The sequence below is a fragment of the Kitasatospora sp. NPDC093550 genome, assembly GCF_044764985.1.
In the GTDB taxonomy this organism is placed as follows: domain Bacteria; phylum Actinomycetota; class Actinomycetes; order Streptomycetales; family Streptomycetaceae; genus Kitasatospora.
This window is the reverse complement of sequence record NZ_JBIWJF010000001.1, coordinates 664,212-689,550: the sequence shown is the minus strand read 5'-3', so window position 1 is coordinate 689,550 and position 25,339 is coordinate 664,212. Positions and strand designations below refer to the sequence as shown.

The following is a 25,339-nucleotide window of genomic DNA, read 5'->3' as shown; positions in this document are numbered from 1 at the left end:
GTCGGCGGGGGGTCCGCCGGTCGTGCGCCGATGGGGATCCACTGGGGTCTCGGGGGAGCCGGCCGGTGTGTGGTCACCGGCCGTGGCGATCGATCATTCGATCAGATCAGATGATCGGTGGACGGCCCAGCCTGGTCAGTTGCCAAACGGTACGCCATCGCATGGGCCGCCGCGGACCGCAGGGTTCGCGCCAGCCCGCCCGGAATCCGCCCCACCAGGCCTTCAGCGCCTCGGGGGAGGGGCGACGGGCCAGGGTGAGCAGAAGCCAGGTTCCCAGATAGAGAGGCACCAACAGGGCCGGAAGGTTCCGCCGCGCGAGCCACACCCGGTTGCGGGCCACGTTGTGGAAGTAGGTGGCGTGCCGGGCGGGCGAGGTCGTGGGGTGGTGCAGCACCACGTCCGCCCGGTAGTCGATGGCCCAGCCGGCGTCCGCCGCACGCCACGCGAGGTCGGTCTCCTCGTGCGCGTAGAAGAACTCGGCGGGCAGCTGGCCGGCCTGCTCGAACACCTCGCAGCGCACCGCGCTGGCGCCGCCCAGGAAGGTGGTCACCCGGGACGAGCGCAGCGGGTCGCTGGCGCGCAGCCGGGGGACGTGCCGGCGCTGGGTGACGCCGGTGTCCGGGTCGGCGATCCGGAAGGAGACGATGCCCAGCCGCGGGTCGGCCGCGAAGGCCTCGCGCAGCAGGCGGGCCGAGTCGGTGCGCGGCAGGTGGCCGTCGTCGTCCAGGAAGAGGACGGCGTCCACCTCCTTGCCGTCCCGGCCGAACAGCTCGATGCCGACGTTGCGGCCGCCCGGGATGCCGAGGTTCTCCGGCAGCTCCACGCTGCGCACACCCTCCGGCAGCGGGGGCAGCGGGGCGCCGTTGGCGACCACGGCCAGCTCGACCGCCGGGCCCTCCTGGGCGCGGACGGACTCGATCAGGGCGTTGAGCTCGGCGGGCCGGTTGCCCATGGTGATGATCACGGCGCCGAGGCGGAAGTCGTCCGCGTTGGTCATCGCGGTCACCGCAGCCTGCTGGAGAGGACGATGCTCAGCAGGTGCAGCACGGTCTGCAGCATGGCGATCGCGGCCAGGACGACCACCGCGAGCCGGGTGAAGAGCAGTCCGCCGTGCACCGCGTCGGCGATCCCGGCCGCCAGGATGAACAGCGAGGCCTCGACCGCGCCCACCAGGCGGTGGAACTTCAGCAGCGAGGCCGCCCGGCGGGCCTTGGCGACGGCGGCCGAGCGGGGCACCGAGGCGCTGTCCTCGACGGCCGTCAGGCCGCTGCGGGCCCGGGCCACGTCCACCAGGTCCGTCTCGGACTTGATCAGGATCGCGCCGAGCGCGGCCAGCGTGCCGAGGAAGGCCCACTCCCAGTGGGTGCCGTGGCCCTCGCGGTGCAGCAGGTCGGTCGCGCGCAGGCCGAGGCCGGTCAGCAGCGCGGCCTCGGACATGTAGTGGCCGACCCGGTCCAGGTAGACACCGGTGAGCGAGGTCTGCCGGCGCCAGCGGGCCACCTCGCCGTCCACGCAGTCCAGCAGCAGGTAGACCTGGATCAGCAGGGCGCCCAGGACCGCGCCCGCGATGCCCGGCACGATCAGCGCGGCACCGGCCAGGATGCCGGTGACCATCATCAGGTACGTCAGGCCGTTGGGCGTGATCGCCGTCATGGTGGAGAGCACGCGGGTGATCCGCAGCGAGATCTTCCGCATGTACAGGCGCCCGGCCCAGTGCTCGGCGCTGCGGCGCTGGAGCATGCCCTCCGGGTGGATCACCGCGCGCAGCTCCTCGATCGAGGGCCGGCGGGTCAGGTCGACCGGGGGCCGTTCGGCGCCCGCGGTGGAGGGGTCAGCTGTTGACGGCTTGGACATAGTCGGCGTACGCGTCCCTGATTGCGGAGGGGGAGAGGTCGAGGTGCTCGAGGATGGTGAAGCGCCCCGGTCGGGTGTTCGGAGCGTAGTGCACCGCTTCGGTGAACTCCGCCTCGGTGAAGCCGATCTGAGCTGCGGTCACCGGCAGTCCGTGGCTCGCCAGGCGCTCCACGATCAGACCGGTCAGCTCGCGCTCGCCCCGCAGGAAGCTGGCGAACGCGGCGCCGAGGCCGACCTGCTCGCCGTGCTGGGCGGACCGCTTGGGATACAGCACGTCCAGGGCATGGCAGATCTCGTGGCAGGCGCCCGACGAGGGTCGGCTGCTGCCCGCGATGTTCATCGCGATGCCGGACAGTACCAGGGCTTCGGCGAGGGCCGTCAGGAGGTCCTGATCCTGAGTGGTTCCTGGGTGCCGCAGCAGGTTCTCGCCCGCCGAGCGGGCCATCGCGACGGCCAGTCCGTCCACCGGCTCACCGGTGACCGCGTGGGACAACTCCCAGTCGGCGCAGGCCGAGATGTTGGAGACGACGTCCCCGATGCCGGCCGCCACGAAGCGCGCCGGGGCCTGCCGGATCACGTCCAGGTCGACGATGATGCCGATCGGGCTGGGCACCCCGTAGGAGCCCCGGCCGGCGTCGTTGTCGAGGGTCGAGACCGGTGAGCAGATGCCGTCGTGGGCGAGGTTGGTGGCGACCGCGACCAGCGGCAGGCCGACCCGGGCGGCGGCGTACTTGGCGGCGTCGATGATCTTGCCGCCGCCGAGGCCGACGATCGCGTCGTAGTGCCCGCCGCGCATCGCCTCGGCCAGCCGCACCGCGCTGTCCAGGCTGCCGTCGTCCACGTTGTACCAGTCGGCGCCGGGCAGGGCCGGCTCCAGGCGGCGGCGCATGGCCGCGCCGGAGCCGTTGCTGATCGCCACCGCGATCCGGCCCGAGGCCGACAGTCGCTGGTCCGCGAGGATCCCGCCGAGCGCGTCCAGCGCGCCCGGACGGATCTCCACGAACAGCGGCGACGGGACCAGTCGGGTCAGTACTGGCACGCGATCTCCCGCGCCTTGGCCAGGTCGTCGTGGTTGTCGACCTCGACCCAGGAGACCTCGCCGATCGGCTGCACGTCGATGCGCAGGCCGCGGTCCACCATCTCCTGGTAGCCGTCCTCGTAGTACAGCTGCGGGTCGCGCTCGTACGTGGCGCGCAGCGCGTCGGTCAGGTCGGCGGCCGCGGACGGGTTGATCACGGTGACGCCGATGTACTCGCCGGTCGCCTCGGCCGGGTCCATCAGCTTGGTGATCCGGCGCATGCCGGCGGCCGGGTCGACGACGACCTTCATCTCCTCGTCGGCGAGCTTCTTCACCGTGTCGAGGGCGAGCAGGACGCCGGGGGCGCGGCCGGCCTCGACCAGGCGCTGGTTGCCCTCCAGCATGGTGCGCTGGACGGAGGCGGGGTGGACGGTGTCACCGTTGGCGAGCAGCAGGCCCTCGGCGAACAGCTCGCGGGCGCACCAGAGCGAGTAGGCGTTGTTCCACTCCTCGGCCTTGTCGTTCTCGACCAGGTGGAGCTTGACGCCGTACGCGGCCTCCAGGGCGGCCTTGCGCTCGTACACCGCCTCCTTGCGGTAGCCGACGACGATCGCGGCCTCGCGCAGTCCGACCTCGGCGAAGTTGCCGAGGGTGAGGTCCAGGACGGTCCGTTCCCCGTCGACCGGCACCAGCGCCTTGGGCAGGGTGTCGGTGTACGGGCGCAGCCGGCGGCCGGCGCCGGCTGCCAGAACGAGGCCGATCATGCGGGGTCTCCTGATCCGTCGTGCTGTGCGCGCGGGCCGTGCCGAGGGGTGGGCGGCGCTGCCCCGCCGGACCGGCGTGCGACCGGGCCGGGCAGCGGCGCGCCGGTGCCGGCACGGATCCGGGCACCGTGTCGTATGTGATGGTAGGCGACTTGGACGACCGGCCCGAACGCGCCCGGCGACCGACCGGTGACGGAGGGATGAGCGGCGGTGGACGCGGGGTGGGCACGCGGGCTCGCCGGGCGGTCCGCGCGGGCGTTCGGACCGGGAGCGGGCCGGACGGCGGACCGGGGCGGACCGGGGGCGGGGGCGGCGAGCGGGTCGAACGGACCCCGAACGCGCGTCGAACGATTCTGCGAGGTTCGTGACCCTTCCGGGGGCTTCCCGGAACCTTCTCTGCACGGATTCCGACTCCTCCGCGTCATGATCCGCCCGGATGTGCGTGGGACCCCGACCCGGCGCCACCCATACGGCAGACTGGATCCCGTTGCCGGCGCCGGTGCCCCCGCTGCGTCCGTCGCGCGCCACCCGGTGCGCCGTACGCACCCGATGCTCCCGTTGCTCCCGCCCCCGGAAAGAGGCCCCATGCCCCAGAGTCTGCCGACCGAGCCGACGCACTTCGCCGCCGAGATCGACACCGGTCTCGACGTGGAGACCGATGTGACCGTGCCGCCACAGGCCGCCTCGACCGCCGGTCCCGAGATCCTGCTGGAACTGGTCGACGACGAGGGCGTCACGATCGGCACCGCCGAGAAGCTCTGGGCCCACCAGCAGCCGGGCCGGCTGCACCGCGCGTTCTCGGTGTTCCTCTTCGACCGCCAGGGCCGCCTGCTGCTGCAGCGCCGGGCCCTCGGCAAGTACCACTCCCCCGGTGTCTGGTCGAACACCTGCTGCGGCCACCCGTACCCGGACGAGCCGCCCTTCGTGGCCGCCGCCCGGCGCACCGCCGAGGAGCTGGGCGTCGCGCCGGCGCTGCTCTGCGAGGCCGGGACCGTCCGCTACGACCTGCCGGACGAGGCCTCCGGGCTGATCGAGCGGGAGTGGAACCACCTCTTCGTGGGACTCGTCACCGCGCCGGTCGAGCCGGACCCGGACGAGGTGGACGACTTCGCCTTCGTGACCGCGCAGGAGCTGCGGGAACTGCGGGCCGAGCGGCCGTTCTCGGTCTGGTTCGAGACGGTCTTCGAGGCGGCGCTGCCCGGGATCCGGGAGATCGCCGGGCGGGACTGGTAGGAGGGCCCGGCAGGCTCGGCGCGCCGCCCGTGCGGTCGGGCCGTGCGCGCGGGCCGGTCAGCCGGAGGGTTCCGGGGGGACGGGCGGGCCGGTCAGCGGGCGGGTTCCGGGGGGACGGGCAGCGAGGCCCAGATGACCTTGCCGCCCTCCCCCGTCCGCTCGACGTCGCACACCCCGCCGGCCTGCAGCGTGACGCTCTTCACCAGCAGCAGGCCGCGCCCGCCGGTGCGGCCGGTGTCGTTCTCCAGCGCCTTCGGCCGGTACGGGTCGCCGTCCTCGACCGAGACCCGGACCCAGCCCCCGCGCACCGTCAGCTCGGTGACCACCTCGGGGGACAGCTCGGCGGCGTGCGTCACCGCGTTGCTCACCAGCTCCGAGACGATCAGCAGCAGGTCGTCGATCAGTTCCTGGTAGCGCACGCCGGTCATGCCCTGGGCCAGCAGGCGGTCGCGCACCGCGTGGCGGGTGACCGGCACCGAGGCCTCGGCGGCGGGGACCGGGAACCGCCACACGCCCTCGGCCGGGTCCTTCGCCGGGCTGCGGGTCGGGCGGCCGGGCCGGGCGGGCCGGCCCTCGGACGCCGCGGCGTCACCCTGTCCGTCCCCCGGCCTGCCGCGTCTCGGTTCGGCCTCCGCCGTCCCGCTGATCTGCTCCACGTCCAGCCGCCCTTCGTCCGCGACCCGGGAATCAGGCGATCCGCTCATGGCGCCCTCGGTCCACAGAGGCTAGGAGAGCGGTCCGGGTGCCCGTGGCAGCGTCGACAACTTGCCCGTGTCGGACCGCTTCCGAGCGGAATCGATCGTGATCATCACCGAAGTCGACCGGTTCCTTCGCGGTCGTCATCGGTTCGGACGGGGTTCGAGCGTGTTCGCCAGCCGTACCAACCTGTGCGGGGCAGTCCCGGGGCGCCGGGACCCGGGCCCGAGGAAGCGCAGGTCGGAAGCACTCCAGAACCCTGGTAATGTTCTCTCTGTCGCCGAGGGGGCGAGAGAAAAACCCCCGGAGCACACACCCCGTCCGGGTGGCGGAATGGCAGACGCGCTAGCTTGAGGTGCTAGTGCCCTTTATCGGGCGTGGGGGTTCAAGTCCCCCCTCGGACACAGCCGAAATTCCCCGTGGGATCCGAAAGGAACCCGCGGGGAATTTCCTTTTTCCGGGCCGCCTTCCGGGCTTGCCTTCCGGGCGGCCTTCCTCCCCGCCCCCGAGCGCCGACCGCCGGGGCGGTGTGGCGCCGGTCTCTCCGCCGGAGCCGGGCGGTCCGGAAACCGGACACGAGATGGCAACGATCGAACGGTTTGAGCTTCCCCTGAGGTATTCGCCCGTTTTCGGACCATAAGCTGCTGTGCGTTTGTCCGGAATACGGACGCAAAACCGCAAAAACACCGACACCACCCGATGAACCACGAGCGAGAGGACCGATACGTTGAGTGAGGCAGAATCCTCGACGGCATCACACCAGAACTACCGCCGGTCGCTCGGCACGATCAGCCTGACCGCGGTCGGGCTGGGGTCGATCATCGGGTCCGGGTGGCTGTTCGGTGCCGAGCGGGCGGCCAAGCTCGCCGGTCCGGCCTCGATCCTCGCCTGGGTGATCGGTGCCGCGGTGGCGCTGACCATCGCCCTCACCTACAGCGAGCTGGGCTCGATGTTCCCCAAGGCCGGCGGCATGGTCCGCTACGGCCAGTACTCGCACGGCTCGCTGGCCGGCTACCTGGCCGCCTGGGCCAACTGGATCGCCATCGTCTCGGTCATCCCGGGTGAGGCCACCGCCTCCGTCCAGTACATGAGCTCCTGGCACTTCGGCTGGGCCAAGGGGCTCTACGACGGACAGGAGCTGACCCTCAGCGGGGTGGCGCTCGCCAGCGTGCTGCTGCTGGTCTACTTCGCCCTCAACTGGTTCGCGATCACGCTGTTCGCCAAGACCAACACGGCGATCACCGTCTTCAAGGTCGTCGTGCCGACGCTGACCGCGGGCGCCCTGCTCCTCGCGCACTTCGACACCGCCCACTTCACCGACCACGGCGGCTTCGCGCCGAACGGCTGGAGCGCGGTGTTCACCGCCGTCGCCGTCTCCGGCATCGTCTGGGCCTTCAACGGCTTCCAGTCCCCGCTCAACCTGGCCGGGGAGGCCCGCAACCCCGGCAAGTCGCTGCCGAAGGCCGTCATCGGCTCGATCCTGATCGCCCTGGTGATCTACGTCGCGCTGCAGATCGCCTTCCTCGGCGCCATCCCCGCCGCCGACCTGTCGGGCGGCTGGAGCAGCCTCTCCTACACCTCGCCGCTGGCCGACCTGGCCATCGCCTGGGGCATCAACTGGCTGGCGATCCTGCTGTACGCGGACGCCTTCGTCTCGCCGTCCGGCACCGGCATGATCTACGCCGCCACCACCTCGCGCATGATCCACGGCGTGCAGGAGAACGGCCACCTGCCGAAGCTCTTCGGCAAGGTGGACGCCAAGACCGGCATCCCGCGCCCGGCCCTGGTGCTCAACCTGGTGGTCGCCTTCCTGTTCCTCGCGGTCTTCCGCGGCTGGGGCTCGCTGGCCGAGATCGTCTCGGTGGCCACCGTGATCTCGTACATCACCGGCCCGGTCGCCGTGATGGCGCTGCGCCGCCTCGCCCCGGACCTGCCGCGGCCGGTCCGGCTGCGCGCCATGCCGGTCATCGCCCCGGTCGCGATGGTCTTCGGCTCGCTGGTGCTGTACTGGGCCCGCTGGCCGCTCACCGGGAAGGTCATCCTGCTGATGGCCGCCGGTCTGCCGATCTGGGCCTGGTACGAGCTGCGCAAGCCGTTCGCCGAGCTGAAGCCGCACCTGCTGGCGGGCGCCTGGATGGTCGCGTACCTGTTCGTGATGGCCGGTGTCTCCTGGGCCGGCAGCAGCGACTTCGGCGGGCAGGGGTACCTGCCGGAGGGCTGGGACCTGCTGATCGTCGCCGCGATCGGGCTCGCGTTCTACTACTGGGGCGTCGCCAGCGCCTGGTCCAACCCCTCGCTGGCCGCCGTCCGGCAGGAGCTGGACGCGGAGCGCGCGGAGGGTGCCGCGGCGCCCGTCGAGGCGGGCGAGCCCTCGCGGGTGTGACCCCGCGTTCGGGACGTTCGTGACGTTCGCGGCGAAGGGCCGGTCGGTGTTCCGACCGGCCCTTCGGCGTGCCCGGGCCGTACGGGTGCCGGGTGGTGCGGCTGCCCGCTCCCGGGGCGGGTCAGCCCCGGCGGGCGCGGCGGATGGCCGTGGTGACGACCGGCGGGAGGAGGTCCCGCGCCGCGCGCTTGGCCACGTTGGCCGGGCGACGCGCCTCGGCCGCGCGCGCCCGCCGGGCGGCGAGGTCGCGGGCGGCCTCGTCCCGGGCCTGGAGGGCGTCCTCCGCGGACCGCTCGGCCTCGCGCCGGGCGTTCTCGGCGGCCAGCCGGTCCCGGTGGCGTGAGCCGCGGAAGGCGGCGATGCCCTGCGAGTCGCCGGTCATCCGCAGCACCCGGCCGCCGTTCAGGCTCTCCGCGCTCAACTGACAGCCGACCGCGAGGTCCACCCGGTCCAGCAGGTCGCGCTGGAAGGGCTCCGGGTCCCCCCAGGTGCCGTAGAACTTGCACTCGGTGAGCAGGATCGGCTTCAGGCCGTGGTTGAACACCGCCTCCCAGGTCGCGGCCGCGACGCCCGGGGTGTGCTGGGAACGGTAGTCGTCCAGCACGACCACGCCCTGGTCCCGCAACGCGACCCGGGCCACCTGGAGGTCTCCCACGACGTGCTCGTAGAGGTGGGACGCGTCGATGTGGATGAAGCGGTAGGTGCCGGTCGCGATGTGTCCGCGCGACAGGACGGAGGTCGGAGCCTGGATGATCTCCGGCAACTCGTCGTGGAAGGCGAGGTAGTTGGACTCGAAGGCGGACCGGGTCAGTGTCTTCCGGTACGACATGTCCATCTCGGCGGCGTTCTCGTCGTCGGGCGCGTCCGAGTCGAAGAGGTCGCAGACGGTGAAGGTCTCGCCCGGCTGGAGGTGCTCGCCGATGACGATGGCGCTGCGGCCGAGGTAGGCGCCCATCTCCAGCAGGTCGCCGGTGACGCCGGCCTTCTCCTGCCGCCCCAGGAACCAGTCGAAGGAATGCCGGTCGTGGTCCCAGAACCAGCCCGGGACGTCGTCCAGGGTTGCCGGCTCGGTGGCGCGGTTCGACTCACCGGACAACGCGGCGTCGGTCATGAAAGCTCCTTCTGGGCACTGTGACCTGCGGATCTTGAACCGGAGCTCAGCACGGGGCGGGCTTCCCGTCCGGCCGTCGAACGCACCGGTCCCCCTGCGCCGATCACCACCGAACCGCTGTCAGCAGTACGCCCCCGCTACTGAGTTCGAGGCAATCTACCCAGGGATCGGCCGTCGTGTGGAGGACCCGGCACGAAGAGTTTCCCGAACCGTCACGTCGCCGCCTGGTCATGAACACGGCGGGGTTTCGGGAGTGACTCCCTCGTACCTGGTCACGGGCCCGGAGGCGGCCGGGGCCGCGCGGCCCGCCGCCCGGCACGCGGACCGGCGGTTCGACGTCCGGCGGCGGGCGGTGGCGCTGGAGCCTGCCGGGCGGGCGGGCCCTTGCGTCCGGTCGCCGGGCCGTTTTGACTGGCCTCCGACGAGCGCTGCCGGTTCGGCGGTCGAGCGGATGGAAGGACGATCGGTGCATCAGTACGCGGAGTACGGCGACCAGTACATCGACGGCTCCTGGCGGCCCTCCGGGGACCCGGGCTCGATCGCCGTGCTGAACCCGGCGACCGAGCAGGTGCTCGCCACGGTGCCGGCCGGCGGGACGGCCGACGTCGACGCGGCGGTGACGGCGGCCCGCCGGGCGGCCAGGAGTTGGGCCGCGACCACCCGCGAGGAGCGGCTGGACCCGCTGACCCGGCTGCGGGACGCACTGGCCGCCGCCCAGGGCGAGATCACCGACACGGTGGTCGCCGAACTGGGCGCCCCGGTGGGCTTCACCGCCGCCGTGCACGCCGGGCTGCCGCTGACCGTCGCGAGCTCCTACCTGACCCTGCTCGCCGAGCACTCCTTCGAGGAGCGGATCGGCAACTCGGTGGTGCACGCCGAACCGGCCGGCGTGGTCGGGGCGATCACGCCGTGGAACTACCCGCTGCACCAGATCGTGGCGAAGGTCGTCCCCGCGCTGGCGGCCGGCTGCCCGGTCGTCCTCAAGCCGGCCGAGGACACCCCGCTGGTGGCCCGGCTGTTCGCCCGGCTGGTGCACGAAGCCGGCTTCCCCGCAGGGGTGTTCAACCTGGTCACCGGCACCGGGGAGGCGGCGGGCGCGGCCCTCGTCGGCCACCCCGGGGTGGACGTGGTCTCCTTCACCGGCTCCACCGCCGTCGGCCGGCGAGTCGCCGAGACGGCCGGCCGGGGCCTCAAGCGGGTCGCCCTGGAGCTGGGCGGCAAGTCGGCCAACGTGGTGCTGCCGGGCGCGGACGTCGCCCGCGCGGTCAAGGCGAACGTCGCCGGGGTCTTCGCCAACTCCGGCCAGACCTGCAGCGCCTGGACGCGTCTGCTGGTGCACGAGGACCAGTACGAGGAGGCCGTCGCCCGCGCGGCCCAGGCCGCCGCCCCGTACCTGCCGGGCGACCCGACCGACCCGCGGACCCGGATCGGCCCGCTGGTCAACGCCGAGCAGCTGGCCCGGGTGCGCGGCTACATCGACGGCGCCCTGGCCGAGGGTGCCCGGCTGGTCGTCGGCGGCTCGGAGCCCGTCGCCGGACTGCCCACCGGTTACTACGTGCGCCCGACCGTACTCGCCGACGTCACACCGGAGATGGCGGTGGCCCAGGAGGAGGTCTTCGGCCCCGTCCTGGTGATCCTCCCCTACCGCGACGAGGACCACGCCGTCGAACTCGCCAACGGCACCCCGTACGGCCTGGCGGGCGGTGTCTGGGCCCGCGACACCGACACCGCCGCCGCCTTCGCCCGCCGCCTGGACACCGGGCAGGTCGACCTCAACGGCGGCCGCTTCAACCCGCTGGCGCCGTTCGGCGGTTACAAGGACTCCGGCCTGGGGCGGGAGCTGGGCCGACACGGGCTGGAGGAGTTCCTGCGGTACAAGTCGCTGCAGTACTAGGCGGGTTGGAGCACCCGGGGGCGTCGGGCGTCCTGACGGCTCGGCGCCCCGGGGTGCTGCGCGGTGGTCTCAGACGAGGTCGACGCCCGGGTAGAGCGGGTACGGGGCGAGGAGGTCGGCGGCGCGCTTGGCGACGGCGTCACGGAGGGCCGGGTCGAGGGCGTAACCGGCCTTGGACGGGCCGCCGCCCGCGGCCGCGGTGGGGGTGGTGGCGCGCAGGACGGTGTCGATCAGGTCGGCGATCTCGTCCATCTCGGCGGTGCCGAGGCCGCGGGTGGTGAGCGCCGGGGTGCCGATGCGGATGCCGGAGGTGTACCAGGCGCCGTTCGGGTCCTGCGGGACGGAGTTGCGGTTGGTGACGATGCCCGAGTCGAGCAGCGCCGCCTCGGCCTGGCGGCCGGTCAGACCGTAGCCGGAGACGTCGGCGAGGACCAGGTGGTTGTCGGTGCCGCCGGTGACCAGCGTACCGCCGCGGCGCAGCAGGCCCTCGGCGAGCGCCTGGGCGTTGGTGACGACGGCGCGGGCGTAGGCCTGGAACTCGGGGCGGCGGGCCTCGGCGAAGGCGACGGCCTTGGCGGCCATGACGTGCGAGAGCGGGCCGCCGAGCACCAACGGGCAGCCCCGGTCGACGTGTTCGGCCAGCTCGGAGGTGCAGAGCACCATGCCGCCGCGCGGGCCTCGCAGGGACTTGTGGGTGGTCGTGGTGACGATGTGGGCGTGCCGGACGGGGTCGTGGTCGCCGGTGAGCACCTTGCCCGCGACCAGGCCGGCGAAGTGCGCCATGTCGACCATCAGGGTGGCGTCGACCTCGTCCGCGATCTCGCGCATCCGGCGGAAGTCGACCAGGCGCGGGTAGGCGGAGTAGCCCGCCACGATGATCAGCGGCCGGAACTCGCGGGCGGTCTCGCGCAGCGCGTCGTAGTCGATCAGGCCGGTGGCCGGGTCGGTGCCGTAGCTGCGCTGCTCGAACATCTTGCCGGAGATGTTGGGACGGAAGCCGTGGGTGAGGTGGCCGCCGGTGTCCAGGGACATGCCGAGCATGCGCTGGTTGCCGAGCTCCTGGCGCAGCCGCGCCCAGTCCTCCTCGGTGAGGTCGTTGACGTTGCGGACCGCGGCGCGCTCCAGGGCCGGGCTCTCGACCCGCTGGGAGAGGACGGCCCAGAAGGCGGTGAGGTTGGCGTCGATGCCGGAGTGCGGCTGGACGTAGGCGTGGTCGGCGCCGAACAGCTCGCGGGCGTGCTCGGCGGCGATGCCCTCGACGGTGTCGACGTTGCGGCAGCCCGCGTAGAAGCGGCGGCCGACGGTGCCCTCGGCGTACTTGTCGCTGAGCCAGTTGCCCATGGTGAGGAGGACGGCCGGGGAGGCGTAGTTCTCGCTGGCGATCAGCTTGAGCGAGGCGCGCTGGTCGGCGAGCTCCTGACCGATGGCGGCGGCGATCCGCGGTTCGACGCCGGCGACCACGTCGAGGGCGCTGCGGAAGGCGGTGTCGGCGGCGGGGGTCGCCGCGGTGTGGGGCTGCTGGGCCATGGCGGTCTCCTGGTGGGGATTGCGGACGGCCCAGGCGCTCGGCAACTTCACGTGAGGATTCACGGGGCCGCTTCCCGATGGTTGGTTCCATCCCTACGCGCCAGTCGCGGCCCATCGGGATCGTACCAACACCGGAAGGGCTGTGGCGGAGGTCTCAGAATGCGGAACACCGGGTCCGGTTTGACGGCGTATGTCCGTTCCCCCGCGACGCCGGTGTTGCGGCGAAATGAAGCCGACACAATTCCCGAAACAGTTCCGAAGGAATCACCGGACGAAGCGCCCACGATGATTTGCGGAACCTCGGACGCATCCGATCCAATGGCGTTCGAGCGGCCCACGGGAAACCCCCGGAGGCCGCACCGGAAATGCACGCGAGCATGCCCTCACCCATGGGGCGGCGGAGAATTCGGGGGTTACGCCTCATGGCAGTGGTCGACGCGGTACCGGTCCCCTCGGCTGAGCCCGCCACGGCCCGCACCCCGCTCCGCCGGATCCTGCGGGACCGGGTCGGCGCCGCCGCCCTGGCCGTCGTGCTGCTGTTCCTGCTGCTCGCCGCGGCGGCCCCGCTGATCGCCGCCCTGTACGGGAAGAACCCGGTCGACCACTACGGCCAGAACGCCCCGGGCCTGCTCAGTGACGGCGGCCTGCCGACGCTGCCGAACGGCGGGATCTCCGGCGACTTCTGGTTCGGCCTGGAGCCCGGGCTCGGCCGGGACGTGTTCACCCAGCTGCTGTACGGCATCCGCACCTCCCTGCTGATCGCCTTCGCCGCCGCCACCGTGACCACCGCCCTCGGCGTACTGGCCGGTGTCGCGGTCGGCTTCCTCGGCGGGGTCGCGGACCGGCTGTTCGGATTCCTCGCCCATGTGCTGCTGGCCTTTCCGACCCTGCTCCTGCTGCTCGCGCTCAGCCCCGTCATCCAGTCCCGGCTGGTCGATCCGGGCGCCGCGGAACCGGAGTGGATGCAGTTCCTGGTGCTGGTCCTGGTTTTCTCCGCATTCGGCTGGATTCCGCTCGCGCTTTCCCTGCGGGCCACCGTGCGCTCGCTCCGGGAAAGGGATTTCGTACAGTCCGCCCGGGCGCAGGGAGCGAGCCGGTTCCACATCGTCGTCCACGAACTGCTGCCGAACGTGCGCTCGCAGCTGCTGGTGCACGCCACCATGGCGGTCCCGACCTTCGTCGCCTCGGAGGCCGCGCTGTCCTTCCTCGGCGTCGGCGTCACCGAGCCCGTCCCGGACTGGGGGCGGATGATCGCGCGCGGGTCGGAGGTCTTCCAGGCCGACCCGACCTACCTGGTCTTCCCCGGGGTGGCGCTGCTGCTCTTCGTGATCGCCTTCAACCTGCTCGGCGACGCCGTCCGGGACGCGCTGGACCCGCGCTCCGGCGTTCGTTGAGCCCTTCGAGCCCGGCCGCGCGCCCGCTCACGCCGCTTCCCCTCCCATCCATCACCCGAGCCCTCCCCGGCGCGATCCGCCGGGGCGAGGAGAGATTCGCCATGCGCTGGACCAGACCGTCCCTCGCCGTCATCGCCGCCGCCCTGCTGGCCACCTCCTGCTCGGCCGGTGCGGGCAGCACCGGCGGGGCCGCGGGCGCCGGAGCCGCCGGAGCCGCCGGAGCCGCCGCCAAGGAGACCTCGCCGCTGACCGCGACGCTCGGCACCGAGCAGCAGAGCGCCGGTCCTGCACCGGCCGTTCCGGGCGCCCGCGCCGGCGGCACGGTGAACGTGTACAACAGCGTGGAGTTCCGCCACCTCGACCCGCAGAAGGTCTACGCGGGCGCCGCCTACAACGCCTCGCTGCTCTGGGGACGGCAGTTGACGCAGTACCAGGTCGTCGACGGCAAGGCCACGCTGGTGGGCGACCTCGCCACCGACACCGGCACCCCGGCCGACGGCGGGCGCACCTGGACGTACCGGCTCAAGCCGGGTGTGGCCTGGGAGGACGGTCAGCCGATCACCGCCCAGGACGTCAAGTACGGCATCGAGCGCAGCTTCGGCAAGGGCTACGAGGTCGGCCCGCCGTACTGGCCGCAGTGGCTCACCGGCGCGCCCGACTACGAGGCGGCGCGCGCCAGGTACGCGGGCCCGCAGGACGGCGACCTGGCCGCGATCGAGACGCCGGACGAGCGCACCGTCGTCTTCCACTTCCCTCAGCCGCAGGCCGACGTCCCGTACATGGCCGCGCAGTCCTCCTCCTCGCCGGTGCGCCGGGACAAGGACACCGGCACGGAGTACGACCGACGGCCGTTCGCCACCGGCCCGTACCGGATCGTCGAGCACGTCCAGAACACCCGGATGGTGCTGGAGCGCAACCCGTACTGGAAGGCCGAGAGCGACCCGATCCGGCACCAGTACCCGGAGAGGTTCGTCTTCACCTACGGCAAGGAGGCGCTCAACCTCAACCAGGAGATCCTCTCCGGGCGGGACGGCGGCGCCGACGCCACCACCGCCTCCGACACCCTCTCCCCCGAGCTGTACCAGACCGCGGACACCGACCCGAAGGCCAAGGACCTGGTCGTCTCAGGCCGGCAGGGCGCCTTCGTCACCCAGCTGGTGATCAACAACGAGCGGGTGCCGGACGTCGAGGTCCGGAAGGCGCTGCACCTGGCCTACCCCCGCCGGCAGGCCCGGCAGGTCCAGGGCGGCGCCCGCACCGGCGAACTGGCCACCACGCTCAGCTCGCCCGCGCTGATCGACTGGCAGGCGTACGACCTCCTCCCGGCCAAGCCCGAGGGCGACCCGGAGGCCGCCAAGGCCCAGCTGGCCAAGGCCAAGCAGGCGCCGGGCAGCCTGAGTTACGCGTACCGGAACACGCCGAACGGGCAGCGGGTCGCGCAGGTGCTGGTGGACGGCTTCGCCAAGGCCGGGATCACCGTCGTCCCCAAGCCGATCGACCCCAAGGCCTTCCTGGACGAGGTGCACCGCGCCGACTCCCCGTACGACCTGTTCGAGGAGACCTCCTCCGTCGACTGGCCGACCCCGTCCACGCTGATCCCGTTCTCCTTCGACGGCCGGGCCGGCAGCGACATCAACTCGGCCCGCTACCGCAACCCCGAGGTGGACAAGGAGATCGACCGGATCAACGGGATCGGCGAACCGCGTGCCAAGGCCAAGGAGCTGTACGCGCTGGAGCAGACCGTGATGAAGGACCTGCCGGTGCTGCCGTTCGCCTACCCGACCGTCAACCAGCTGCGCGGCAGCAACCTCGGCGGGGCGTTCATCCACCCGATCTACGGGACGGTCTCGCTGGCCTGGCTGTACCTGAAGTCCTGAGTGCCCGAGCGCCCGGGCCCATTCCGCCCGCTGCCGGTCGGTGGCGGGCGGTGGCCGGGCCCGTCGCTCCTCGTCGCGCTTCCCGCTCCCCGCCCACGTCGACCCCCGGATCGGCCATGTTCTCCTTCGTCCTGCGGCGGACCGTCCAGGCCCTCGCCGTCCTGGTCGCGGTCTCCGCCGCCGCCTTCGCCCTCTTCTACGCCGCGCCCGCCGACCCGGCCCGCGCCGCCTGCGGCCCGCGCTGCGACAGCGGACAGGTCGCGGCGGTGCGCCGGAGCATGGGCCTGGACCAGCCGCTCGTCGCCCAGTACACCGACTACCTCGTCGGGGTCGTCGCCGGGCGGGACATCAACGACGTGGACGGCTCCCCCCTCCACTGCGCCGCGCCCTGCCTCGGCTACTCCTACCGGCTGCACCAGCCCGTCAGCGAGGCGCTGGCCGACCACCTGCCGGTGACCTTCTCGCTGACCGCCGGAGCGCTGGCCGTCCTGCTGGTGTTCGGCCTCGGCACCGGGTTCGTCTCCGCGCTGCGGCACGGGCGGCGCACCGACCGGCTGCTGTCCGGCTTCACCCTGGTCGGCGCCAGCGTGCAGATCTACTTCCTCGGGTACGTCGCGCAGTGGGCGCTGGTCTACTCCACCGGGCTGCTGCCGCTGCCCTCGTACACGCCGCCGGCCGAGGACCCGGCGGCCTGGGCGGGCGGGATGCTGCTCCCCTGGCTTGTCCTCGGATTCGTCAACTCGGCTGTCTTCGCCCGGCTTTCGCGCTCGCAGCTGCTGGAGACGATGAACGAGGAGTACGTCCGCACGGCCCGCGCCAAGGGCCACGGACGGCTGCGCGCCCACCTCAGGTACACCTCGCGCGGCGCCGCCGGACCGCTGGTGCAGCTGCTCGGGCTGGAGGCGGGTGCCCTGCTCGGCGGGGCGGTGATCACCGAGACGGTGTTCGGGTTGAACGGGGTCGGGCGGTTCGCCGCGCAGGCCGTGGCCGGGCAGGACCTGCCCGCCGTGGTCGGTGCGGTGCTGCTGGCCGCCTGCTTCGTGGTGCTGTTCGTCGCGCTGGCCGACCTCGCGGTGGCCTGGCTCGACCCGCGTGTCCGGCTGAGCTGAGGGGAGTCCTGTGATGAAGTCCGCTGTTCCTGGTGCCGGTGGTGCGGGTGTGGGTGCTGCCGATGTCGGCGGTGCGGGTGGCGCCGGGCCCCTGCTGAGCGTGCGGGACCTGACCGTCACCTTCGCCGACCCGCGCGGGGGCGCGCCCGTGACCGCCGTGCAGGGGCTGTCCTTCGACCTCGCCCCGGGTGAGGTCCTGGGCCTGGTCGGCGAATCGGGCTCGGGGAAGTCGACCGTCGGCCTCGCCGTCCTCGGCCTGCACGACCCGCGCACCACCACCGTCACCGGCTCGATCCGCCTGGGCGGGCGCGAGTTGGTCGGCGCCGGGGAGTCCGTGCTGCGCGAGGTCCGGGGCGGCCGGGCCGCGCTGGTCTTCCAGGACGCGCTCACCTCGCTCAGCCCCTTCCACCCGGTCGGCGCCCAACTCGCCGAGATGTACCGGCTGCACCACCCGGGGACGGGCCGCGCCGAGGCCCGGCGCCGGGCGGTCGCGATGCTCGACCGGGTCGGCATCCCGGCGGCCCGGGCACGCGACTACCCGCACCGGTTCTCGGGCGGGATGCGCCAGCGCGTGATGATCGCCATGGCGCTGATGAACGACCCCCAGCTGCTGATCGCCGACGAGCCGACCACCGCGCTGGACGCCCGGGTCCAGCGGCAAGTGCTCGACCTGCTGGGCGAGTTGCAGCGCGAACACGGTACGGCCGTGCTCCTGGTCAGCCATGACCTCGGTGTGGTCGCCGGGACGACGGACCGCACACTGGTGCTGCGCGACGGCGTCCGGGTGGAGTCCGCGCCGACCGCCGAGCTGCTGTCCGCACCCCGCGAGCCGTACACCCGGGCCCTGGTGGGGGCGGCGCTCCGGCTGGATTCCGCGCCGGGCACCGCGCTGCCGACCGTTGACGAACCGTCACCGACGCGGGCGTTCCGGCCGAGGGTGGTCGAGCGGCCGCCCGCGCGATGGCTGGTCGAGGTCGAGGACCTCAGCGTACGGTTCCCCGGACGGCGGCGCTTCCCCGGCCGCCGCTCCGAGCCGGTCCGGGCGGTCGAGGGCCTGGACCTGCGGATCGCCCCCGGCGAGACGGTCGGGCTGGTCGGCGAGTCCGGCTCCGGCAAGTCGACCACCTCCCGGGTCCTGGCCGGACTGCAACGGCCCAGCGGTGGTCGGGTGTCGTACGACGGCCGGGACGCCACCCGCCCGGACCGGGAACTGCGGCGCCGGCTCAGCCGGGAGATCCAGCTGGTGTTCCAGGACCCGTACGCCTCGCTCAACCCGCGCCGCACCGTCGCCCAGACCCTCGACACCCCGCTGCGCCTGCACACTCCGCTGTCCGCACCCGAACGACGGGAACGCGCCGCCGAGTTGCTGGAGCAGGTCGGGCTGGGCGCCGGACACCTGGACCGCTACCCGCACGAGTTCTCCGGCGGGCAGCGCCAGCGGATCGGCATCGCCCGCGCCCTGGCCCCGCAGCCCCGGCTGATCATCGCGGACGAGCCGGTGTCGGCGCTCGACGTGTCGGTGCAGGCGCAGGTGCTCAACCTGCTGATGGACCTGCGGGAACGCCTGGGCGTGGCCTTCCTGTTCGTCTCGCACGACCTGGCGGTGGTCCGGCACTTCTGCGACCGGGTCGCGGTGATGCACCGGGGGCGGTTGGTCGAGTCCACCGACCGGGACCGGCTGTTCGGGACTCCGCACACCGCGTACACCCGGGAGCTGCTGGCGGCGGTGCACTGAGGAGGGGCGGGTCCGGGTTCCCGGGCGGGCGGTCCCGGGGCGGGCGGGCCCGGGGCGGGCGGGCCCGGGGCGGGCGGGCCCGGGGCGGGCCGGCCCGGGGCGGGCCGGCCCGGGGCGGGCGGCTCGGGAACGCGGAGGCGCTCCCGGGCGGGCGGCTCGGGAACGCGGAGGCGCTCCCGGGCGGGCGGTCCCGGGAGCGCGGCGCGCGGCGCGCGGCGTGATGAGCTGGCACGATCCGGGGCGGGCGGTTCATGATCGGACCCAGTCAGGCCCGATCGGAGAGGTGCGAGGACGATGGCGAGCAGTGAGCGGTCGACCGTGGACGTGGAGCTCGTCGAGGCGGCCCGCGAGGTGGCCCGGCGGTACGCGCGCGGCGACAACCACACGGTGGCGGCCGCCGGGCGCAACGCCGACGGGCGGATCGTCACCGCGCTGAACGCCTACCACTTCACCGGCGGGCCGTGCGCCGAGCTGGTGCTGATCGGGTCGGCCGCCGGGCAGGGGGCGTACCAGCTCACGACCGTCGTCGCGGTCGGCGACCGGGAGCGCGGGGTGATCCCGCCCTGCGGACGCTGCCGGCAGGTGATGCTGGACTACTTCCCGGAGCTGCGGGTCATCGTCGGCCGGGGGTCCGAGCTGCGCGCCGTGCCGGTGCGGGAGCTGCTGCCGGAGGCGTACGTCTGGGCCGACCACCAGGTGGACTGACCGGCGGGAAGGACGGGCCGGCGCGACGCCCGGGCGGGCGGGCGCGAGGGCGTGGTGGGGACCGTCGTTCGCCCTTCGTTCGGCTGCGCGAGCCCGGTTCGAAGCGTTAGCGTGCAGGCGATGTGACATGGGGGGACAGGAATCGCCAGCCGAGGGGACACATTGTCGGACGACCTGCTCATCGCAAAGATCAATCACGGCTTCGATCACCTCGACGCCGACGGCGACGGACGCCTCACCGAACGGGACCACGTCCTGATGGGCCACTCGGTGGCCCGCTCGCTCGGCCACCAGGAGGGCTCGGACGCGGAGGCCGTCATCGTCCGCGCCTATCTGACGATCTGGCACGACCTGCACCTCGCCCGGCTGCCCGCCGGCACCGAGGCGATCACCCGGGAACAGTTCATAGCCTCGACCGGCTCGCTCGCCGACGACCCCGAGGCCGCCCGGGACAGCCTCGGTGCGCTCGCCGAGGCCTTCCTCGCCGTCGCCGACGCCGACCGGAGCGGGACGGTGGACGCCGGCGAGTTCTTCGTCTTCCAGCGCGGCCACTTCGCCGGCCTCTCCCGGGACGACGCCGACGAGGCCTTCCGCCACCTCGACACCGACGGTGACGGCGTGCTCTCCGCGGCCGAGTTCACCGACGCGATCATCCAGTACTGGACCAGCCGCGACCCGGACGCACCCGGCAACTGGTGGACGGGGAAGCCGCCGCACGCCCTCTGAGCGACGCGTTCGGCCCGGACGCCGGAGCGCCCGACCGCCGGAGCGCCGGGAGCTCCCGGACTCGCCGCCCGTCCCCGCGCGCCGGATGCGCGGGGGCGGGCGCCGGTCGTTCCGCGGTCGTTCCGCGGTCGTGCGGCTCCCCGCCGCGGCCACGCCTGCGCCCGGTCAGGCCGGTCAGGCCGCCGGGACGATCCGCTCGACGATGGTGTCGATCAGCGCCGCGAGGCCGTCCACGCCCAACACCTCGGGCAGGGTGAGGTGTTCGAGGACCAGGCCGGTCATGGCGAGGTAGAGCACGACGACGGTCTCCCGGTCGCCGGGGAAGCCCTCGTCCAGGTGGTAGGCGATGTTGGCCTCCAGGTCGTCCCGGATGGTGCCGGTGAGCTGGGCCTGGAGGTCGGGGCGGCGGGTGGCCTCCAGGCGCAGTTCGAGCATCGCGAGGTAGCCGGCCCGGTCGGCGGTGATACGTCGGATCAGGTCGTGCATCAGGGCCGCGACCAGGGCGCGGTCCCGGGGCGCGCGCAGGAGTTCACCGAGGACCGCCGGGTCCGGGACGAGCCGGTGGTGGATGTGCCGCGCGGTCTGGTGGAGCAGGTGGTCCCGGTTGGCGAAGTAGTTGGAGGCCGTGCCGTTGGGGACGCCGGCCTGGACGTCGACCGCGCGGAAGGTCAGGCCGCGGGCGCCCTCCCGGGCGAGGACCTCGATGGCGGCGTCGGCGAGGGCGGTACGGCGGGCGGGGTTCTGGACCATGGGCCGATTCTCCCTCCCGCGACGACGGGGCCCGGAGGCGGGATCGAAAGCCCTTGCCAACCACTACATGCGGAGTACTATGACTGTCGTGGTTCGCGGGAGGCCGTCGAAACGGCCCGCGCCGCGTCCCGATCCCGTTCCTCGACCGCAAGGACCTGCGTGCGCAAGCTCAGCTACTTCATCGGCACCACCATCGACGGCTTCATCGCCGACCCGGACGGGGGCTACGACTTCTTCTTCGCGCACCTCACCGAGGACTACGCCCCGACGCTCTTCTCCGCGTACCCGGAGACCATCCCCACCCCCGGCCGCACGGCGGCCGGCATCGCGGAGGCGCCGAACAAGCGCTTCGACACCGTGCTCCAGGGGCGCGGCACCTACGAGCACGGGCTGGCCGTCGGGCTCACCAGCCCGTACGCCCACCTGCGCCAGATCGTCTTCTCCCGCACGCTGACGCCGAGCCCGGACCCGGCGGTGGAGGTCACCGCCGAGGACCCGCTCAGCGTCGTCCGTCGGCTCAAGCAGGAGGACGGGCTCGGCATCTGGCTCTGCGGGGGCGCCGACCTCGCCGGTCAGCTGCTGCCCGAGATCGACGAGCTGATCATCAAGCAGTACCCCGTGGTGGCCGGGTCGGGCACCCCCCTCTTCCGCACGGGCTTCGAGCCGCGCGCCTTCACGCTCACCGACAGCCGGGTCTTCGAGCGCGGGAACGTGATCCTCACCTACGCGCGGACGGCTCCTTCGGCGTCGACCGGGACGCCGACGGACGCGGGCTCACCGGACGGCCCGGACGCCTGCTGACGCTCACCACCAGACACACCCCGGCCACCACGATCGCCCCGCCCGCCAGGGTGGGGCCGGTCAGCGGCTCGGCCAGGATCAGCCAGCCCAGCAGCACCGCGACCACCGGGTTCACGTACGCGTAGGTGCCGACCAGGGTCAGCGGGGCCGAGCGCAGCAGCCAGGCGTACGCGGTGAACGCGAGCAGCGAACCGAACAGCACCAGGTAGGCGAGGGCCAGCCAGGACCGGCCGGAGACGGCCCCGAGGTCCAGCCCGCGCTGCTCGCCGCGGACCAGGCCGATCAGCAGGTCGCAGAGGCCGCCGGCCAGCATCTGGTACGCGCTCGCGGCGAGCACGTTGCCCGGCATCGGGAGCTTCTTGCCCGCGAACGAGCCGGAGGCCCAGAGCAGCGTGGCGCAGATGATCAGGACCACGCCGAGCGGCTCGATCGAACCGCCGATCGCCGGGGCCGACAGCACGCCGAGGCCGACCAGCCCGAGCAGCACCCCGGCGAGTTCGGCGGGCCTCGGGCGCTCGCCGCCGCCGAAGGCCGTCAGCACCACCATCCACAGCGGCACGGCGGCCACCAGCAGGGCGGCCAGGCCGGAGGGGACGGAGGTCTCGCCCAGCACCACCAGTCCGTTGCCGCCGGTCAGCAGCAGCACGCCGACCAGGGCGGACGAGGCCAGTTGCCGTCCGGTCACCTTCAGGCCGGCCGGGCCCTGGCGCACCAGCAGGTAGCCGGCCAGCAGGAGGCCCGCGGCGAGGAAGCGGGCGGCGGCGGAGAGGAAGGAGGGCATCGTCTCCACCACGATCCGGATCGCCAGGTAGGTCGAGCCCCAGACCACGTAGACGATGGCGAGGGCCAGCCAGACCGCGCCGCCGAGGCGGGCGGCGGGGGCGGCCTTCCCCGGGCCGACCTTCCCGGGGGTGACCTTCGCAGGGGCGGCCTTCGCAGGGGCGGCCTTCACGAGGTCCGCCGGAACCGCGTCGGCGGGGGCCGTGGCGGCCGGTTGTGAGGAGGCGGGCGATGTCATGTGTGTCCCCCTTGGACGGTGCTGGCCGAACATCCGACATGACAGCGCATCCACGGCCCGGCGCGCCAGTCGGTATCGCGGACCGGACCGGAAGCCGTACCGTGGGCGCTCCCCACCAGGAGGTCGAACCCGTGTCCGCATCCGAGGAACCACTGCCCTTCTTCGTGTACGGCACCCTGCGCAGCGGCAACCGCAACCACGCCGTGCACCTGGCCGGACGCTGCGCCGACATCCGCCCGGCGGCGCTGGACGGCGCCGCGCTGCACGAGGGCCCCGGCTTCCCGTACGCGGTGCCCGATGCGACGCCCGGGCGCCGGATCGTGGGTGAACTGATCACGGTACGCCCCGGCGCGTACGCCGGCGCGCTCGCGGACCTGGACCTGCTGGAGGAGTGCCGGACGGACGGGACCGGGCTGTACGTCCGGCGGCGGATGGCGGTGCGGACGGCGCCGGGCGAGCTGCGGGACGCCTGGGTCTACCTCGCCGGGCCTGCCGTCGAGCTGCGGCTGCGGGAGCGGCCGGCCCTGATCGAGTCGGGGGACTGGGCGGAGCGGTGACAGGTGACAGATAACAGATGACAGCGAACAGATTTTGAAATCTGTCTACTGTCATCCGTCACCCGCCCCCGCCGTCCGGCCCGGACCGCCCGGAGAGCGCTCGCATACCGCCAGGTAGGCTGCCTCGGCCAGCAGGACCGCTGGACCGCTGGACCGCTGGACCGAACGAGGAGGAGCCACCCGGTGCCCGAGCTGCCACCCACGATCACCGTCGTCGGGATCGGGGCCGACGGCTGGCCCGGCCTCGCCACCGACTCCCGGGCCGCGCTGCGCGACGCCGAAGTGGTCGTCGGCGGCCGCCGTCAGCTGGACCTGCTCCCCCACGACGAGGTCACCGCCGAGCGCCTCCCCTGGCCGTCCCCGCTGCGCCCGGCCGTCCCCGGGCTGCTCGCCGCCCACGCCGATCGCCGGGTCATCGTCCTGGCCAGCGGCGATCCGATGTTCTACGGCATCGGCCGCACCCTCGCCGAGACCGTCGGCGCCGAACGCCTGCGCGTCCTGCCGCACCCCTCGTCGGTCTCCTACGCCTGCGCCCGCCTCGGCTGGCCGCTGGAGGCCACCGAGGTGGTCAGCCTGGTCGGCCGCCCGCCGGCCACCCTCGCGCTCGCCCTCCACCCCGGCCGCCGCCTGCTGGTGCTCAGCGCCGACGCCGCCACCCCGGCCGCCGTCGCGGCGCTGCTCACCGAGCGCGGCTACGGCACCGCCCGGCTGCGCGTCCTGGAACAGCTCGGCCATGCGGACGAGCGGCAGCTCGACGGCCCCGCCGACGGCTGGCCGCACCCGGCCGGCGACCCGTTGAACCTCATCGCCGTCGAACTCGCCGACGGCCCCCGCAGCTCCCTCGTCCCCGGCCTGCCCGACGCCGCGTACGAGAGCGACGGCCAGCTCACCAAGCGCCACGTCCGCGCCGCCACCCTGGCCACCCTCGCCCCCTCCCCCGGCGAGCTGCTCTGGGACGTCGGCGGCGGCTCGGGCTCGATCGCCATCGAGTGGCTGCGCGCCCACCGCGACTGCCGGGCCGTCAGCGTCGAGCGCGATCCGGTGCGCGCCGAGCGGATCGCCCGCAACGCCGCCGCGCTCGGGGTGCCCCGGCTGCACGTGGTGACCGGCCCCGCCCCCGCCGCGCTCGCCGAACTCCCCACCCCTGACGCCGTGTTCATCGGCGGCGGCCTCACCGCACCCGGCCTGCTGGAGAGTTGCTGGGCCGCCCTGCGGCCGGGCGGCCGGCTGGTCGCCAACACCGTGACCCTGGAGTCCGAGGCGCTGCTCACCGAGTGGTACCGGCGGCACGGCGGCGAGCTCGTCAAGCTGGCCGTCGCCACGGCCGTCCCGGTGGGCGGCTTCACCGGGTGGCGCCAGGCCATGCCGGTCACCCAGTGGTCCGCCGTCAAGCCCAACCCCCCTCAGGAGGACGCCTCGTGACCGTCTACTTCATCGGCGCCGGCCCGGGGGCCGCCGACCTGATCACCCTGCGCGGCCAGCGCATCCTGGCCCGCACCGAGGTCTGCCTGTTCGCCGGCAGTCTCGTCCCGCGCGAGCTGCTGGACGAGTGCCCGCCCGGCGCCCTCCTGATCGACACCGCCCAGATGACCCTGGACGGGATCATCGACCGGATGGCCCGCGCCCACCAGGAGGGCAAGGACGTGGCCCGGCTGCACTCCGGCGACCCGTCCGTGTTCTCGGCCGTCGCCGAGCAGATGCGCCGCCTGGACGCCATGGGCATCCCCTACGAGGTGGTGCCCGGCGTGCCCGCCTTCGCCGCTGCCGCGGCCGCGCTGAAGCGGGAGTTGACCGTGCCGACCGTCGGCCAGACCGTCATCCTCACCCGGATCGCCAAGCGCGCCACCCCGATGCCCGAGGGCGAGGACCTCGCCACCCTCGGCCGCAGCGGCGCCCTGCTGGTGCTGCACCTGGCCGCCGGGTACGTGGACGACGTGGTCGAGCAGCTGCTCCCGCACTACGGCGCCGACTGCCCGGCCGCCGTCGTCGCGATGGCCAGCCGCCCGGACGAGCTGGTGCTGCGCGGCACCGTCGGCGACATCGCCGAGCAGGTCAAGGCGGCGGGCGTGGTCCGCACCGCCGTCATCATCGTCGGCCGCACGCTGGCCGCCGAGCACTTCCGCGACAGCCACCTCTACTCGGCGGACCGCGAGCGCCCGCACGAGCCCTGCGGGGCGTGATGCACGG

Annotated in this window: 22 protein-coding genes, 1 tRNA gene and 1 riboswitch; of the genes, 14 read left to right on the top strand and 9 right to left on the bottom strand. The window is 73.3% G+C overall.

What is annotated here, in order from left to right; all coding sequences use genetic code 11:
* Positions 1-106 precede the first annotated feature (106 nt).
* From ACIRD3_RS02900 to ACIRD3_RS02885, 4 genes are all read right to left on the bottom strand, one after another.
* Positions 107-997, bottom strand: a complete 891-nt coding sequence (locus tag ACIRD3_RS02900) for a glycosyltransferase family 2 protein (RefSeq protein ID WP_402210556.1) — start codon at positions 995-997, stop codon at positions 107-109.
* A gap of 5 nt (positions 998-1,002) precedes the next feature.
* Complete coding sequence (locus tag ACIRD3_RS02895) at positions 1,003-1,740, bottom strand: CDP-alcohol phosphatidyltransferase family protein (RefSeq protein ID WP_402210799.1); 738 nt, start codon at positions 1,738-1,740, stop codon at positions 1,003-1,005.
* A 91-nt stretch (positions 1,741-1,831) separates the two neighbouring features.
* Positions 1,832-2,893, bottom strand: a complete 1,062-nt coding sequence (locus tag ACIRD3_RS02890; protein ID WP_402210553.1) for an iron-containing alcohol dehydrogenase family protein — start codon at positions 2,891-2,893, stop codon at positions 1,832-1,834.
* A complete protein-coding gene (locus tag ACIRD3_RS02885; protein ID WP_402210550.1) occupies positions 2,881-3,636 on the bottom strand; it encodes a sugar phosphate nucleotidyltransferase in 756 nt (251 codons plus the stop codon). The genes ACIRD3_RS02890 and ACIRD3_RS02885 overlap by 13 nt, the downstream gene beginning before the upstream one ends.
* Before the next feature lie 585 nt (positions 3,637-4,221).
* Between ACIRD3_RS02885 and idi the strand changes: the two genes are divergently transcribed.
* The gene (gene idi, locus ACIRD3_RS02880) at positions 4,222-4,869 is read left to right on the top strand and encodes an isopentenyl-diphosphate Delta-isomerase (protein WP_402210547.1); all 648 of its coding nucleotides are present in this window, start codon (positions 4,222-4,224) and stop codon (positions 4,867-4,869) included.
* 92 nt (positions 4,870-4,961) lie between these two features.
* Here the strand turns inward: idi and ACIRD3_RS02875 are convergent, their stop codons facing one another.
* Entirely contained in the window at positions 4,962-5,516 is a 555-nt protein-coding gene (locus ACIRD3_RS02875) for an ATP-binding protein (RefSeq protein ID WP_402210796.1), read from the bottom strand.
* Positions 5,517-5,884: 368 nt separating this feature from the next.
* On the opposite strand from ACIRD3_RS02875, the gene ACIRD3_RS02870 reads away from it, so the two are divergent.
* Positions 5,885-5,969 (top strand) — tRNA-Leu (locus tag ACIRD3_RS02870).
* Positions 5,970-6,292: 323 nt separating this feature from the next.
* Entirely contained in the window at positions 6,293-7,948 is a 1,656-nt protein-coding gene (locus ACIRD3_RS02865; protein ID WP_402210544.1) for an APC family permease, read from the top strand.
* Positions 7,949-8,069: 121 nt separating this feature from the next.
* Here ACIRD3_RS02865 and ACIRD3_RS02860 read toward each other — a convergent pair whose 3' ends face one another.
* Positions 8,070-9,059 (bottom strand): class I SAM-dependent methyltransferase, encoded by a 990-nt coding sequence (locus ACIRD3_RS02860; protein WP_402210542.1) that lies wholly within the window; start codon positions 9,057-9,059, stop codon positions 8,070-8,072.
* 466 nt (positions 9,060-9,525) lie between these two features.
* On the opposite strand from ACIRD3_RS02860, the gene ACIRD3_RS02855 reads away from it, so the two are divergent.
* Positions 9,526-10,953, top strand: a complete 1,428-nt coding sequence (locus tag ACIRD3_RS02855) for an aldehyde dehydrogenase family protein (RefSeq protein ID WP_402210539.1) — start codon at positions 9,526-9,528, stop codon at positions 10,951-10,953.
* A 69-nt stretch (positions 10,954-11,022) separates the two neighbouring features.
* Here ACIRD3_RS02855 and ACIRD3_RS02850 read toward each other — a convergent pair whose 3' ends face one another.
* A complete protein-coding gene (locus tag ACIRD3_RS02850; RefSeq protein WP_402210536.1) occupies positions 11,023-12,480 on the bottom strand; it encodes a glycine hydroxymethyltransferase in 1,458 nt (485 codons plus the stop codon).
* A gap of 21 nt (positions 12,481-12,501) precedes the next feature.
* Positions 12,502-12,598: riboswitch (ZMP/ZTP riboswitch) on the bottom strand.
* Positions 12,599-12,902: 304 nt separating this feature from the next.
* Here ACIRD3_RS02850 and ACIRD3_RS02845 point away from each other — a divergent pair.
* The 6 genes from ACIRD3_RS02845 to ACIRD3_RS02820 all read left to right on the top strand — a co-directional run bounded on the left by ACIRD3_RS02845 (position 12,903) and on the right by ACIRD3_RS02820 (position 20,026).
* Positions 12,903-13,874 (top strand): ABC transporter permease, encoded by a 972-nt coding sequence (locus tag ACIRD3_RS02845; protein ID WP_402210533.1) that lies wholly within the window; start codon positions 12,903-12,905, stop codon positions 13,872-13,874.
* 101 nt (positions 13,875-13,975) lie between these two features.
* Positions 13,976-15,751 (top strand): ABC transporter substrate-binding protein, encoded by a 1,776-nt coding sequence (locus ACIRD3_RS02840; protein ID WP_402210530.1) that lies wholly within the window; start codon positions 13,976-13,978, stop codon positions 15,749-15,751.
* A 116-nt stretch (positions 15,752-15,867) separates the two neighbouring features.
* Complete coding sequence (locus tag ACIRD3_RS02835; protein ID WP_402210527.1) at positions 15,868-16,860, top strand: ABC transporter permease; 993 nt, start codon at positions 15,868-15,870, stop codon at positions 16,858-16,860.
* A gap of 49 nt (positions 16,861-16,909) precedes the next feature.
* Entirely contained in the window at positions 16,910-18,595 is a 1,686-nt protein-coding gene (locus tag ACIRD3_RS02830) for a dipeptide ABC transporter ATP-binding protein (protein WP_402210524.1), read from the top strand.
* Between the two features lie 294 nt (positions 18,596-18,889).
* Positions 18,890-19,300, top strand: coding sequence for a cytidine deaminase family protein (locus tag ACIRD3_RS02825; protein WP_402210520.1), 411 nt, complete (start codon positions 18,890-18,892; stop codon positions 19,298-19,300).
* Between the two features lie 162 nt (positions 19,301-19,462).
* Positions 19,463-20,026 (top strand): EF-hand domain-containing protein, encoded by a 564-nt coding sequence (locus ACIRD3_RS02820; protein WP_402210518.1) that lies wholly within the window; start codon positions 19,463-19,465, stop codon positions 20,024-20,026.
* A gap of 174 nt (positions 20,027-20,200) precedes the next feature.
* Here the strand turns inward: ACIRD3_RS02820 and ACIRD3_RS02815 are convergent, their stop codons facing one another.
* Positions 20,201-20,776 (bottom strand): TetR/AcrR family transcriptional regulator, encoded by a 576-nt coding sequence (locus tag ACIRD3_RS02815; RefSeq protein ID WP_402210515.1) that lies wholly within the window; start codon positions 20,774-20,776, stop codon positions 20,201-20,203.
* Positions 20,777-20,935: 159 nt separating this feature from the next.
* On the opposite strand from ACIRD3_RS02815, the gene ACIRD3_RS02810 reads away from it, so the two are divergent.
* On the top strand, positions 20,936-21,577 hold the full coding sequence (locus tag ACIRD3_RS02810; protein WP_402210512.1) for a dihydrofolate reductase family protein: 642 nt from the start codon (positions 20,936-20,938) through the stop codon (positions 21,575-21,577).
* On the opposite strand, the gene ACIRD3_RS02805 is transcribed toward ACIRD3_RS02810, so the two are convergent.
* Positions 21,495-22,595 (bottom strand): EamA family transporter, encoded by a 1,101-nt coding sequence (locus ACIRD3_RS02805; protein WP_402210509.1) that lies wholly within the window; start codon positions 22,593-22,595, stop codon positions 21,495-21,497. The genes ACIRD3_RS02810 and ACIRD3_RS02805 overlap by 83 nt on opposite strands.
* Before the next feature lie 131 nt (positions 22,596-22,726).
* Between ACIRD3_RS02805 and ACIRD3_RS02800 the strand changes: the two genes are divergently transcribed.
* The 3 genes from ACIRD3_RS02800 to cobM all read left to right on the top strand — a co-directional run bounded on the left by ACIRD3_RS02800 (position 22,727) and on the right by cobM (position 25,332).
* Entirely contained in the window at positions 22,727-23,152 is a 426-nt protein-coding gene (locus tag ACIRD3_RS02800) for a gamma-glutamylcyclotransferase family protein (RefSeq protein WP_402210506.1), read from the top strand.
* A gap of 183 nt (positions 23,153-23,335) precedes the next feature.
* Positions 23,336-24,574, top strand: coding sequence for a precorrin-6y C5,15-methyltransferase (decarboxylating) subunit CbiE (gene cbiE, locus ACIRD3_RS02795; RefSeq protein WP_402210503.1), 1,239 nt, complete (start codon positions 23,336-23,338; stop codon positions 24,572-24,574).
* The gene (cobM, locus tag ACIRD3_RS02790) at positions 24,571-25,332 is read left to right on the top strand and encodes a precorrin-4 C(11)-methyltransferase (RefSeq protein ID WP_402210500.1); all 762 of its coding nucleotides are present in this window, start codon (positions 24,571-24,573) and stop codon (positions 25,330-25,332) included. The genes cbiE and cobM overlap by 4 nt, the downstream gene beginning before the upstream one ends.
* The last annotated feature ends 7 nt before the right edge of the window (positions 25,333-25,339 follow it).

What these genes read in the sequence shown, in the direction of transcription:
- ACIRD3_RS02900 (WP_402210556.1), bottom strand. Translation starts at nt 997, where the DNA reads ATGACCAACGCGGACGACTTCCGCCTCGGCGCCGTGATCATCACCATG.
- ACIRD3_RS02895 (WP_402210799.1), bottom strand. Translation starts at nt 1,740, where the DNA reads ATGCTCCAGCGCCGCAGCGCCGAGCACTGGGCCGGGCGCCTGTACATG.
- ACIRD3_RS02885 (WP_402210550.1), bottom strand. Translation starts at nt 3,636, where the DNA reads ATGATCGGCCTCGTTCTGGCAGCCGGCGCCGGCCGCCGGCTGCGCCCG.
- idi (WP_402210547.1), top strand. Translation starts at nt 4,222, where the DNA reads ATGCCCCAGAGTCTGCCGACCGAGCCGACGCACTTCGCCGCCGAGATC.
- ACIRD3_RS02860 (WP_402210542.1), bottom strand. Translation starts at nt 9,059, where the DNA reads ATGACCGACGCCGCGTTGTCCGGTGAGTCGAACCGCGCCACCGAGCCG.
- ACIRD3_RS02850 (WP_402210536.1), bottom strand. Translation starts at nt 12,480, where the DNA reads ATGGCCCAGCAGCCCCACACCGCGGCGACCCCCGCCGCCGACACCGCC.
- ACIRD3_RS02845 (WP_402210533.1), top strand. Translation starts at nt 12,903, where the DNA reads ATGGCAGTGGTCGACGCGGTACCGGTCCCCTCGGCTGAGCCCGCCACG.
- ACIRD3_RS02840 (WP_402210530.1), top strand. Translation starts at nt 13,976, where the DNA reads ATGCGCTGGACCAGACCGTCCCTCGCCGTCATCGCCGCCGCCCTGCTG.
- ACIRD3_RS02835 (WP_402210527.1), top strand. Translation starts at nt 15,868, where the DNA reads ATGTTCTCCTTCGTCCTGCGGCGGACCGTCCAGGCCCTCGCCGTCCTG.
- ACIRD3_RS02825 (WP_402210520.1), top strand. Translation starts at nt 18,890, where the DNA reads ATGGCGAGCAGTGAGCGGTCGACCGTGGACGTGGAGCTCGTCGAGGCG.
- ACIRD3_RS02815 (WP_402210515.1), bottom strand. Translation starts at nt 20,776, where the DNA reads ATGGTCCAGAACCCCGCCCGCCGTACCGCCCTCGCCGACGCCGCCATC.
- ACIRD3_RS02805 (WP_402210509.1), bottom strand. Translation starts at nt 22,595, where the DNA reads ATGACATCGCCCGCCTCCTCACAACCGGCCGCCACGGCCCCCGCCGAC.